Genomic DNA, 12,472 nt, shown 5'->3' with positions numbered 1-12,472 from the left:
CCAACTGGCCCAGCGTGTCGTTGAGCTTTTCGGTACTCTCCATCATCTGTGTGTTCAACAGCGCCTGCATACCCTCGAGCTGATTCTTTCGCGATAGTTCGATCAATTGGTCTTCCAGCTTTCGATGCTGCGTCAGCAGTACCGTGTATTCATTGTAGGTGGCGCGTTCCTCAGGGCTACTGATGAGTGTCTGGTAGACAGTTTGTGTCTCGTCAATCTTCCGATTGCGCTCGCTGATCAAGTCCAGGATCTGCTGTTGTGCCTGAGGGGAGCGATTAAGCAGCAGCCGGTACGCCTGAACGCGTTGCCGCAACGTCAACTGGGTGAAGTCATCGACGTTCTTGATGCTCGGGATAGTGTCCTGGATGATTCTCTCTGTGGCCGATCGGATCTTGCTCATTTGATTCAGGGCAAACACGCCGAGAAGCAACATCAGGCAGCCTATCAAAGCGAATCCAAGGAAAGCTCTTGGGGCGATGTTCATCGTGCGCAAGGACATGGTACCTACCTCGAATGTGCGCTGTTCGCGCTTTGTGGGTGGGGGGTACCTGTCCTATCGCACTAAAAATGAGCTTCTTGATGTTCTGACGGAATATTCAGAAATATCTGATGGTGGTTTGTAGGATTCGCAGATCGAGTGTCTATTGCGCTCTACGATAGATGCATTCCATTGGCGCTTGACCACTACGTGGCGGTTGGGGGAGTGGACGAACGCAGGCGTGTCGCCGCTTCTTCCCTCCAGGTGGAGAGTTCTGCCGCACTCAAAGGAGGCGAGAAGAGATAGCCTTGCCCCCAGGGTACGTTGTGCCGTTGTAGATAGGCCAGTTGCTCCCGAGTCTCGATGCCCTCTGCGGTCAAGGCCATCCCCAGGCGATGCGCAAGAGAAATGAGTGTTTCAAGTATCACGGCGTTCACCGACTCTGTTCCTATTCCTGATACAAAGCTGCGATCGACTTTAAGGAAGTCGGCATCTAATTGCTCCAGATAGGAGAGTGAACTATGTCCGGTACCGAAATCATCCAAAGCCCACAGCGCCCCCAGCGTACGCGACTGAGCAATACGGTGCTGAACTTGCTCACTGTCGGGAAGCATTTCCCGTTCCGTCAACTCCAGAACCAGTTTCGGCGCCGCCGGTCCCATTCTGGTAGTCAGTCGTTCAATGTCCTCCAAGAACTCCGGCATAGCCAAATGGGAGCCACTGATGTTGAGCCCCAGATGGTCCTGGGGTCCGAGCCCCAACTGCGGTAAGTCTGCCACCACGAGATCAAAGATATGACGAGTCAATTCCGCGATCTGCTGTTGGTCCTCCGCCAGAGGGATGAAAATGTCCGGGCGTATCGGGCTTTGGCCAGCCCGAGTCCAGCGCACCAGCGCTTCCAGGCCGCCAAATTCACCAGTATCCAGGCGAACCACAGGTTGGTACACCATATGGAACTCGCCCTGCTGAATGGCGCGACGCATATCTCGTACCAGAGATCCTCGATGCAGTACAAACCAGTACGCCAAATACCCCATGAGCAAGCAGACGAAGGGAATGAACGGGGCGTACAGCCGCCAGAGGTAGCTGCGGTATGCCTCAAGCAGAGAACTGGCGACTGAAACTCGGACTTCGACGGGGAAGCTTGTGGATTTCACAACGGCATCCACGTCGCGATATTCGGGATCTTGAGCCCTAATCGCAGCGGTGCCGTCAGGCAAGGTTCGTTGCGACTCACTGAGCAGAATCTGGACCAGAAACTGACCGTCGTAGGAGGCCGCATTTTTAATGTCCTGCACATATAGGCCATCGATCACGGCCAGTACGCCCTCATCACTCCCAAGGCTTTGTGACACGACGACCGCCGGTCTATTGCGCACCAGATAGGTTCCCGCAACAGGAGTAATACCTAAGCCGGTAGGGAGCGCGGATGGCCCATCAAACGTTTGAGCAAGGGGCCCCGGGCTGAATCCCTCCACTGATGAACAGTAGACAATTCCGTGCTGCATCAGGAACAGAGCGCGAAAGTAGGGACTCAGATTTCTAAGTCGTGCCAGATCGCTAGATACCTGATCGCAGGGCTTGCCGACCATCGAGATAGCTTCCCCCACGTTGGAGAACACGATATGCAGGGTGTTTTCCATCTGCTGGGAGATGGTTGCCGCAGTGACCAACGCTTCCCTGTCCGCACGATCTTGCGCTTGCCACCATATCATCGGAGTCATTAGCGCAAGAGGTGTCAGCATAGCGACCAGCACAATGACCAAGCGCCCAGGTGAAATGCGCCGCTTTTTATTTTTTTTCATGCAATGAACTCTGTGCCTTTAGCCAATAAATCAGGATATTTGCCCGGTTCATGGCAAAAAAATCCCACCGGTATCGAGCAGCTCGGGTCCGTTGAGCAGTTTGCAAAATCCGAGAATGACAAGAAGGCAATCTAGAAATCCAGTTTTTTGACCGCAACTTGATGACCCAGCGAGAGCGCAAGGTCGCAAGAAGATTATTAATGCGGAAGGCCAATTTTTGCAATATCTCCGACACTCAATATGAATAGCGAAATTGCCACAGCTCACCGCAGAAACTTGGACGAGAAGCATGGGCTCAGAAAGTCTATTTTGACCAGTCTGTTTTGTTCTTGCGTCCCTTGGAGTCCATCTAAAATAGCGGCGTGAAGGCGTCAAATTCTGCTATTTCTGTGGGATTCAGGTCCGAATTTTTAGATGAAAGGGCAAGCTCACTATTTTTCGATATTACCCTCAAAGGCATATTTTCAACACCTTAGTGCAACTGGTACCGTGTTATTAGATTGTTCATCTTGGAGCAGATGCAAGGGGCTGCGTGGATGGGGGAGAAGCGCTACAGGAGGGGTCTATATCAAGATTTCAGTAGGGCTACAGCTAGGCCAGCAATCTTAAGCCGTAGCGCCTTTGGCGCGGATTGAATACTTGTTTTTTGAGACAGGGGGATCTCATGAGCGAGCTATCTATAAATGGGCGCAGGGCTCAGCCTAGGCATGGACGGAACGCCGCCAACAATTACTTGGCGAGGGGGTAAAGTTCAAAATATTGGATTCGCGACTGACGGCAATATTGATCTCCCTGATGGCGCTGCAAGAAGAGTATTCTCCGGTGGGGGATCTCATCGGGTGAAAACTCGCTTGTTCGTTCAATGAGCTGACTGATGATTGGAAGAGTCCAAAGAGGACTTGTCCGTGCTCGAAACTCGCGACTCTTAATTACAGAGTTTTTTTCAATGTAGTGACTTGGTTTCGGTATTGCGCCGTGCTGGCGCGTGATTTCAAAAAGTTAATTAATGACTCGAATCTGCATTTCAAATGCGCGTTTCGAATAATGCTGTGCCCGCCAAACCATTCTCACTGATGGCGGCTGTTATCGACTGGAAGTTAGATTAGAGATGAATAAGAGCATTGCGGTAGTTCTGTTGTTCTGCGCCGGCCTGCACGGCACCGCCCAAGCCACCGGCACTCTGGCCGGTCAGGTCGGCGTGCAGATGGTCATCGGTGCCGGCTGCACCATCAGCAGCGGCAGCGTCAGTGGTGGCATCAACCAGTGGGGGACCCTCGACTTCGGCACCCACTCCGACCTCAGTAACTTGGTCGACGCGCAGACCGTCGGCGCCAACGGCAATATCCAGATCAAGTGCAGCACCGGTCTGACCCCGAGCCTGACGGTGAACGCAGGCCTGCATGCTAGCGGTGGCCAGCGCTACATGAAGAACACCGCCACCAGCACTATCGCCTACAACATCTACTCGGACGCCGCGCGTAGCGCGCTGATCCAGGCGAACACACCGGTCGACATCTCTCCAGCCTCCACCGGCAACGCGGTGAGCATCCCCCTGTACGGCCGCGTGGTTCCCACCGGACAAAACACGCCAACGGAGGCGGGGACCTACACCGACACACTGCTAGTCACTATCGCCTGGTGAGGTGCGCTATCAGGTTTCGAAAGCCCCGGAGGGGACTGATGGGCTTGAATCGATGCCTCATCGGAGGATCGCTCTGGCTGCTGAGCTACAACCCGGCAACTGCGCAGACCGCCACGCTCACTTTAAGCGTCACGCTGCTACCCGCCTGTGAGGCGGGCACCGTGGTTGGCGGCAGTGCGATGACCTTCGGCACCCTCGACTTCGGCCAGTACGTCTCCCTGAACAACGCCGTCAGTACCAACAGCCGGCAGGGAGCCGGCTCCATCCGGGTCAAGTGCGTCAATGGTCAGACCTATAACATCAAGCTCGATGGCGGCCTCTACGGTAACGTCGACACGCGGCGGATGGCCAATGTCGCCAACACCGCCATTACCCTGATCTACAACCTGTACAGCGACCGCCCGGGCGGAATCGTCTGGGACAACACCATCGGCGTCGCCGCGACCGGAAACGGCAGCGACCAGTGGTATCCCGTCTACGGCTTGGCGCCAGCGCAAACCACCCCTGTCGCCGGGACCTACCGTGACACCGTCAACGTGACCGTCAGTTGGTGACGCCAATGCCCAACTGGCTCTGCTTCCTGCTCCTGGTTCTGTCACCAGGCGTCACCGCCGGCGCCGACCAGTCGCTGATCAGCCGCGTCTTCCAGGTTCAGGCGGTGGTCGCTAAGGGCTGCTCCTTCGGCACCACCAGCAGCACCTACGACCTTGGCACTCTCAGCTTCGGCACTCTCGGCAACCTGGCGGACCCGGTGAACGTCGCCAGCAGTGCCGGCGCGGGCTCCATCATCCTCACTTGCACCCCAGGGTTGACCGTCTCCATTGCCCTCGATTACGGGATCAACGGCGGCGGCAGCCAGCGCTACCTGAGGCTGGTCAACGGCAGGGAGACCCTGGCCTACCAGTTGTACCAGGACATCACCTATTCCCAGATCTGGGGCAATGGGGCGCTGGCCCGGACCATCGCTAGCTTCCCCGACACCACCCAGATCTACACGGTGTACGCCCGTCTTTTCGCGGTCGCCACACTGCCGTCCGCCGGCGTCTACCGCGACACCGTGACAGTCACTCTTTCGTTTTGATCCGCCATGGAGGAGCACATGCACAGCCCCCTGATCTACCTACACCTCGCGCGTTGGTTCCCGGCGTTCCTGCTCCTGTTCCTTTGCGGCTCTGTGCAGGCCGCCAGCACGGTGCTGATCTGGCCAATCAACCCAATCATCGAGGCCGACCAGCCCGCCACCGCGCTGTGGCTGGAGAATCGTGGCAAGCAGCCGGTGACCCTTCAGGTGCGGGTGCTCGGCTGGTCCCAGGCGGATTTTCGGGACGTCTACCGCAGCCAGCAGGCAGTCGTCCCCAGCCCCCCCTTCGTCAAGGTCGAGGCAGGGAGCCGGCAACTGGTCCGGTTGATCCGACAGGGCGGCCAGCCCGCTGCACCAGAGGACGCCTATCGGGTGCTGATCGACGAGGTCCCGGACGCGGCGGGTCAGGCGACGGAGGCTTCCGGCCTCGCCCTGCAGTTCCGGATGCGCTATTCCGTACCGCTGTTTGTCAGCGCAAAGGGCGTCTGGACTCAGCCACGTTCCGACCTGGATCGCGACCCGGCTGAGGCGAGCCAGCCGAAGCTAACCTGGCGGGTGCAAGAGGAGAGGGGCGTGCACTACCTGCTAGTGCGCAACGACAGCACCGTGCACGCGCGCCTCAGCCACGTACGCTGGGAGGGGAAAGGTCGCCGTCTGGCGCTGCTCGACGGCCTGCTCGGCTACGTGCTCGCCGGACAGCAGATGCGTTGGCCGCTGCCGCCTGGAGTCGCACCCGGCGTGGGTATGACCCTGATACTGCAGTTGGCAGACAACGACACGCCCATCAGCATTCCCGAGTACTGAGGCGGGGCGCCGTCTCTGTGTCCCGCTTTGACTCCCGGCGCCGCCACCGGTGCTCCGCGCTGCTCCTCAGCCTGGCGCTGCTTACCCCTGTCCGGGCGGCGGATTACCTGGCCGGGCTGCCGCCACCGGAGGCCGCTCCGGCCGGCAGCAGCACCCTCTACTACCTGGAGCTGGTGATCAACGGCCGCAATAGCGGCAAGGTGGTGCCTGTCAGCGCCGGCGACGGGCACTACCGACTCGATGCTGCGGCCCTGAGCGAAGCTAGCGTGCGCCTGCCGGGAAATCCCACCGGACAGGTAGCAGTGGACTGTCTGCCCGGGGCGCAGGCTGACTACGACGGCGCCAGCCAGCAACTGCGCCTATGGGTGCCGCCGCAGTGGCTACCGGAACAGCGCTTCGACGATCCCGGACTGGTCTCCCGGACCCCGGCACGCAGCAGTCTGGGCGCACTGTTCAACTACGATTTGTACTACTCGGACCCTGCCGACGACGCTACACCGTGGCTCTCCGCACTGCTTGAGCAACGGTTGTTCGACGGATTCGGCGTGATCTCCAACACCGGTGTCTATACCCACTACTTCGACGATGCCGACAACCTCGACAGCCGCTACCTGCGCTACGACACCTATTGGCAGTACAACGACGAACGCAGCATGCGCAGTTACCAGTTGGGTGACTACGTCAACGGCGCAATGAACTGGACCAACCCGGTACGTATGGGCGGCTTCCGCTACGCTCGTAAATTCGGCGTGCGTCCGGATCTGGTCACTTACCCGCTGCTGCGCTTCGAGGGCCAGGCCGCGGTACCGAGCACGGTCGACCTCTTCATCAACGGCTACAAGGCCAGCAGCAGAGACCTGCAACCCGGTCCCTTCGCCATCAGCAACGTGCCCTACATCAACGGCGCCGGCGAGGCAACGGTGGTGACCACCGACGCCCAAGGTCGGCAGGTGATGACCAGCCTGCCGTTCTACGTTTCCAATACCTTGTTGGCGCAGGGCCTGAGCGACTTCGACCTGTCCATCGGGCGCCTGCGCGACGACTACGGTCTACGCAACTTCTCCTATGCCGATAACGCCGCCAGCGGCCTCTACCGCTACGGCATCAGCGATCGCCTGACCCTTTCCACTCACGCTGAGACCGCCAGCGACCTGCGTCTGTTCGGCGTCGGCGGCGACATTGCCGTGGCCACCTTCGGCACCCTCAGCCTGGCAGCTAGCGGCAGCGAGGGGCAGGGTGACAGCGGTCAACAATACCTGCTCGGCTACTCCTATTACTCACGCCGGTTCGGCCTAAGCCTGCAGCACATCCAGCGCAGCGAAGGTTATGGCGACCTGAGCACCCTGGACGGCGACTACCGGCTGAGCCAGCGCACCGACCAGGCCACCGCCAGCCTAACCTTTGACGAGCAGGGCACCCTTGGGGTCGGTTACTTCGATATCCGTGCCCGCGACGGCAGCCGCGCGCGCCTGGCCAACCTTTCCTATAGCCGTCCGATCGGCAGCCGTAGCAGCTTCTACCTGGCGCTGAACAAGGACCTCGACGGCAGCGGCTACAGCGCGCTGATGCAGTTGGTGCTTCCCTTCGACGTCAACGGCCTGCTCAACGTAGGCGTCACTCGCGATAGCGACGAGCGCTACAGTGAACGGGTAGTCTGGAGCCGCTCAACGCCGAGCCAGGGCGGCGTCGGCTGGAACCTCGGCTACGGCGGCGCCAGCCGCTACCATCAGGCCGACTTGACTTGGCGCATGCAAAGTGTGCAGTTGCAGGGCGGCCTCTACGGCGAGACTGGCAACTACACTCGTTGGGCCGACATCAGCGGTTCATTGGTGTGGATGGACAGCGCGCTGTTCGCCAGTGACCGCATCAACGACGCTTTCATACTGGTCAGCACCAAGGGCTATCCGCAGGTGCCGATCCGCTACGAGAACCAGTTGATGGGCAGCACCGACGATAAGGGTCACCTGCTGGTGCCCTGGGTCGCCGCCTATTACCCGGCAAAGGTCCAGATCGATCCGCTCGATCTGCCGGCCAACGTCAGCACACCGGAAGTCGAACAGCGCGTGGCAGTGCGCCAGGGCAGCGGCGTGCTGCTGGACTTCCCGATCCGCACCGTGGTCGCAGCCAGCATCAGCTTGGTGGACGAACGCGGCGAGCCGCTGCCGCTAGGCAGCCAAGCCGAGGAAACCGGTAGTGGCCTGCGCGCCAGCGTCGGTTGGGACGGCCAAGTCTATTTCGAAGGATTGCAAGCCAACAACCAACTGCACGTGATCCGCCCCGACAGCCGGGCCTGCCGGGCGAATTTCCGCCTGGATACGCGCAAACCCACCGTCACTCAGGTCGGCCCGCTGACCTGCTCGACCTCCACCGGAGATACGCCATGAGCCATCCCCGTCTTTTCGCCGGCGTGCTCGGCCTCGCCATGTTGAACGCCAGCCCATTGCTGTTCGCGGCCTGCACTACCAGTTCCGGCACCGGCAATTTCGGCAGCCTGAGTTCCTTCGCCGTGGTCAGCACCGCGCAGACCATCACCGCTGCCACAGGCTTCAAGTGCGGTGGCAGCCTGCTATCGATCCTCAGCACCAACACTATCGACACGACCATCACCAGCACCGCGAACCCGTTGGGCACCACGCCGAGGCTATACAACGCCGCCAGCGGCACTTACCTGCCCTATAGCATCTGTAAGGACAGCGGCTGCAGCATTGTCTACAACGTCGGCTCAACAGAGCGCTGGAGCAGCACCACCTTCCTGGGCATTCTCGGTCAGTTCAACGGCACTGACGGCAGCCTGCCGCTGTACCTGCGCACCGCCACCGGAGTGTCCCTGCCGGCCGGTACCTATACTGACACCATCGGCTTGAGCTGGGCCTGGCACCTCTGCGCGGCGGGTATCGGCAACATCTGCCTCTATGACGACGGCACCGCCAGCAGCAGCATCAACCTCACTCTCACGGTGCTCAAGGACTGCTATCTCGACAGTGCCCCGGACCTCAGCTTCGGCAGCGCCGCGCTGGTCTCGGCATTCACCGTAGTGAACCAGAGCATCGGCGTGCGTTGCACGCCGAACGCCACCTACACCATAGGCTTCGACAACGGCAACAACTTCAACGGCGGCTGGCGGCACATGCTCAGCGGCGCCAACGCGATCCAATACAACCTCTATAAACCCGGCGACTCGACGGTCTGGACCACCGCCAACACACAGGCGGGCACCGGCAACGGTGCCGCGCAGAACGTGCCGTACCAGGCCATCATCAACCCGGCCCAGGGCAATGTGCCCGCCGGTACCTATAGCGATACCGTACGGGTCATCCTCACCTACTGACTCAAATTGAAGGGGTGTGGCCGATCATCTCGCTACGGTGGACTCGCAGGGTACGTCTGCCGAGTACAGCAGGTACTCGGTCAAGCACAATCTGCACCGTTGTACGTCCGTATCAATGCGTAGCAGTTCCGCCGTGATTATATTGGGATGGCTCAATAGACAACGCGCGTTTGAGCTCCTCAAGTGTGGTCGGCTTGAATATGATGTCGTCCATACCCGCTGCCAGACATTGCTCCACGGTTCCCTCCTCAGCGCTGGCCGTCAAGCCTATGATTCGGCATCTCTGGCGATTGCTTCGAGTCTCCTCATCACGTATTTGCTGGGCTAGTTCAACACCCCCCATTCGCGGCATCTGCCGGTCCGTGATAACAATATCGAAGTGAGTGCCGAGCCATTTTTCAAAAGCCTGCTGACCGTCTTCAGTGATAGTTGCCACATGACCCAACATTTCAAGTTGGGTGCTGATCGTCAGACGATTGAACGAGTTGTCCTCCGCTACAAGTATGGAGAGCTCGCGAGCTTCGCCGGACGTGATCGACAGGTCTGGTAGGAGTTCAACCTTTGCGGTCGGGGGCTGGCAGATAGGTAAATCCAGTTCCACTCTAAAGCGAGACCCTTTGCCTATCTCGCTAAAGAGCTCAATCGTTCCTCCCATTTTTTGTACCAGACGTCGACTGATACTCAGGCCAAGCCCGCTTCCCATCATTTGCCCGGAGGCATGTTGGCCTACCCGCGAAAAGGGCTGGAACAATTTTTCCCTGTCATCGGCAGAAATGCCGATTCCTGTGTCAATGACCTCCAGCTGCAGATGTACTTGCTCCTGCACCCTATGGGCCAACGCACGCACCGTCACACCCCCTGCTTCAGTGAACTTGATCGCGTTGCTCAGCAGATTGAACAGAACTTGCTTGAAATGAAGTGGATCTATCAGTACCCACTCCTCCACATCGCCTTCAATGTCTTGAGTCAGCGAGAGGCCCTTCTGATGAGACATGCCGGCAACGACCTGAATGCTCCTTTCAATCTGATCTCTGATCTGAACTGGCTGGGGAGAGGAATCGATCTTGCCTGATTCAATGCGAGAAAGGTCGAGCACGTTCCCCAGTAGCGAGAGCATTCCTTGGGCAGCTTCTTGAGCGACAGACAAAGACTGAACATCAAGCTTGCCCAGCTTTGCATTCATAAGTACAAGCTCTTGCAGGCCAATAATTGCATTGAGTGGTGTACGAATCTCATGGCTAACTGTTGACAGGAAAATGCTCTTGGCGCGATTCGCAGATTCGGCCCGCTCTTCAGCGGCCTGGGTTCTACGAACTTGACGTCTCAGATAGAAAGACCAGATAAGCGCAATCAGGACAAGGAGAACGAAGGCGCCACCGATCTGGAGGACCTTGGCCTGGTGGTCGCGCCAAAAGTCACTACCGCCCCTGGCGAAGCGTGGTCTCCAAGCGTGTACGATCTCCGCGACCTCTTCGGGTGAGATGGCCAGCTGAGCCTTCTCCAAAATGCTCCGCAGCTCCGGCTGATCCTTCGCGATGCCGATACCGATGGGCGTGGCGACATTCTGCAGAATCCCGGTGACATGCATGCGATTGCCGAAGTACTGAGCAGCTAAGTATCGTCCGGTGTAGTCGCTGCTTAGAAATGCCTCGTTCTGTCCTGAATCAACCGATCGCATGGCATCCAGGAACGTTGGGTATACCTTTAACAGAATCTCCGGATAGTCGCGGTGTATCGTATCAATCAAGAAGTCGCCCTCACCTGTGGCGACCGTCATCCCTTTTAGGTCGGATAGCTTGGTGTAGCGCCTGCCGGCAACGTTGCCGCTGCGGTTTGCTGTCATCACGACGGATGTGCTGCGTAGATACGGCGGCAATATATCCAGCTGTGTCTCGAACGGATTAGCCTGAGACATGACCGGGGTCAAAAGTGCCTTTCCCTGGGCAATCAGTTTTTTCGAGTCCCCGGCACTTCCCGCTCCCAGATACGAGAACTTCAGTCCGCTACGTTGACTGATCAGTTCAAGGTAGTCGCGACCGATTCCGGTCACGCTGCGATCCGCGCCCAGTTCTCCCAACGCGCCAAGAGAGTAGTTGACCGCTACAGGCACTTCCGGGTTGGCTGCTAGCCAGCGCTGCTCAGCGGGCGTCAGCTTTACACGCTCGTCTTCAATCCTCAAATGACGTCCCGCGCTCCAGCTGCGAAGGATGTCCTCTCCGTAGCGCCCAGTGACCGTTGGAAGAGCACGATTGATGATATCTCTCAGCGATTTGTCCCCGGGCCGCAACAGAAAGCGAAATCCATGGCTCTCGATAGGCGTAAAGTTCTCGATATGGAGACTCAACAAATAGTTGGTCTGTATCAGGTAGTGCGACGTCACGGCGTCATTAATCACCGCGTCAACCTCGCCGACTGTCAGCGCCTCCAGTGCTCGTTGTGGGCTGCTGAAAAACTGCACCTTGCTAAAGGGGTAGGCCTCGAGCACATCGGATTCGCTTAGATATCCGTCGCTCATGCCCAGCACGTTGCCTCGCCGCTGGATCTCGATTGGGTGGGTGTCGGACGTCACCAGAACAGGTCTGTCCGGAAGATAGGACTCGCTCAGGATGAAGCCATTCTCCCGGCCCTCTAGCTCACTTCCCTCACCCAGCACATCTATTGCTCCAGATCGCAAGGCGGCCACCGCCTCCGATCGAGATGCGAACGTGTGTATTTCAGGCGGAGTTTCGAAGATGAGGGTCAGATAGTCCGCACTGATACCCTGGTAGCGGTTCGCATACAAAATGGACAGCGGGGGGAAATCCAGGGTCGGAACCCCCATCCTGATCGGCTTTCGCTCTGCCAGCAACTTCCGCTCTGGTTCCCCCAGCCAAGGGCGTTCACCCACCGCCATCCGGCCAGACAGTGTGATGTCGTGAGCTTGGGATGGTGCAATTGAGTTGATGAACAAGAACAGCGTGAAGACGAGGGGAGCAATCGGTCTAACGATGAAGCTGAGTAGTCTCTTGAGGCGCATATCTAATGCCAGAGATAGGATGAGTTAGCATGACCATTTTCCCGTCTCTGATGAGCATGAAGATGGTCGATATCGCGCATTCTATGCGCTCTTTGACGAGAATCAATCGAGGATTGTCGAATGCCTTGCACACACCCTATCCATAATTCTGCATTGATTGAGTGTGTCTGCTGGAGCTTAGACGGCTAAGGAAGCCTCTGCTCAGGGCGCATCCACGGCATCGCTCACACCGGCCTGTGTGCGGATGGTGGCACGTGCGAGTGGTCCAGTGCTGGGGAAGCGTCGACCCTCGGCGCGAAAGCGGCGGACGACCACCGA

At 58.5% G+C, this 12,472-nt stretch carries 8 protein-coding genes and 1 pseudogene; 6 read left to right on the top strand and 3 right to left on the bottom strand.

Going from position 1 to position 12,472, the window contains the following annotated elements; translation table 11 throughout:
* Positions 1–4: 4 nt before the first annotated feature.
* Positions 5–433, bottom strand: a pseudogene (locus tag PVZ80_RS34060) (MCP four helix bundle domain-containing protein); the annotation flags it as partial.
* 251 nt (positions 434–684) lie between these two features.
* Complete coding sequence (locus tag PVZ80_RS18975) at positions 685–2,283, bottom strand: EAL domain-containing protein (protein ID WP_273864372.1); 1,599 nt, start codon at positions 2,281–2,283, stop codon at positions 685–687.
* 1,108 nt (positions 2,284–3,391) lie between these two features.
* Between PVZ80_RS18975 and PVZ80_RS18970 the strand changes: the two genes are divergently transcribed.
* The 6 genes from PVZ80_RS18970 to PVZ80_RS18945 are packed head-to-tail and all read left to right on the top strand — an operon-like array spanning position 3,392 to position 9,138.
* Positions 3,392–3,925, top strand: coding sequence for a Csu type fimbrial protein (locus PVZ80_RS18970; protein WP_273829725.1), 534 nt, complete (start codon positions 3,392–3,394; stop codon positions 3,923–3,925).
* Between the two features lie 38 nt (positions 3,926–3,963).
* Positions 3,964–4,479 (top strand): Csu type fimbrial protein, encoded by a 516-nt coding sequence (locus PVZ80_RS18965; RefSeq protein ID WP_273829726.1) that lies wholly within the window; start codon positions 3,964–3,966, stop codon positions 4,477–4,479.
* Between the two features lie 5 nt (positions 4,480–4,484).
* On the top strand, positions 4,485–5,006 hold the full coding sequence (locus PVZ80_RS18960; protein ID WP_273864371.1) for a Csu type fimbrial protein: 522 nt from the start codon (positions 4,485–4,487) through the stop codon (positions 5,004–5,006).
* Positions 5,007–5,024: 18 nt separating this feature from the next.
* Positions 5,025–5,810 carry a fimbrial biogenesis chaperone gene (locus PVZ80_RS18955; RefSeq protein WP_273864370.1) on the top strand — a complete coding sequence of 262 codons (786 nt, stop codon included), beginning with the start codon at positions 5,025–5,027 and terminating at the stop codon, positions 5,808–5,810.
* A 17-nt stretch (positions 5,811–5,827) separates the two neighbouring features.
* Complete coding sequence (locus tag PVZ80_RS18950; RefSeq protein WP_273864369.1) at positions 5,828–8,194, top strand: fimbria/pilus outer membrane usher protein; 2,367 nt, start codon at positions 5,828–5,830, stop codon at positions 8,192–8,194.
* Positions 8,191–9,138, top strand: a complete 948-nt coding sequence (locus tag PVZ80_RS18945) for a Csu type fimbrial protein (RefSeq protein WP_273864368.1) — start codon at positions 8,191–8,193, stop codon at positions 9,136–9,138. Before PVZ80_RS18950 ends, PVZ80_RS18945 begins: the two co-directional genes overlap by 4 nt.
* A gap of 112 nt (positions 9,139–9,250) precedes the next feature.
* On the opposite strand, the gene PVZ80_RS18940 is transcribed toward PVZ80_RS18945, so the two are convergent.
* Complete coding sequence (locus PVZ80_RS18940) at positions 9,251–12,154, bottom strand: ATP-binding protein (RefSeq protein ID WP_273864367.1); 2,904 nt, start codon at positions 12,152–12,154, stop codon at positions 9,251–9,253.
* Between the last annotated feature and the right edge of the window lie 318 nt (positions 12,155–12,472).

The sequence above is a fragment of the Pseudomonas sp. B3G-3 genome, from assembly GCF_028640915.1.
Taxonomy (GTDB): Bacteria; Pseudomonadota; Gammaproteobacteria; order Pseudomonadales; family Pseudomonadaceae; genus Aquipseudomonas; species Aquipseudomonas chlororaphis_I.
Note: the sequence above shows the minus strand (reverse complement) of the source record. Positions and strands in the feature narration are given on the sequence as shown.